General features: G+C 70.0%; 1 pseudogene. It reads left to right on the forward strand.

From position 1 onward, the window contains the following. Positions 1–34 precede the first annotated feature (34 nt). Positions 35–240: pseudogene (locus tag CVH10_RS23975) on the forward strand (hypothetical protein); the annotation flags it as partial.

Raw genomic sequence — 240 nt, forward strand, 5'->3', positions numbered from 1 at the left:
CATGGAACCGCCCGGATGGTCTATCGACCCGCCAATGACGACCTCCTCCACACCTGCTCTTGAGCGCGATCTGACGTCCGGCGCGCTGTCCCTGGCCATCGCCGAGATCGCAGAGGAGGCCGCGCGGCTGATCCTGCCCTATTGGCGGGCCGGCACGGCGGTCGAGACCAAGTCCGACGACAGCCCCGTCACCCAGGCGGATCGCGCGGCCGAGGCCCTGATCCTGCAGCGACTGGCGGC

It is taken from the genome of Halomonas sp. ND22Bw, assembly GCF_003011945.1.
Classification (GTDB): Bacteria; Pseudomonadota; Gammaproteobacteria; order Pseudomonadales; family Halomonadaceae; genus Halomonas; species Halomonas halophila.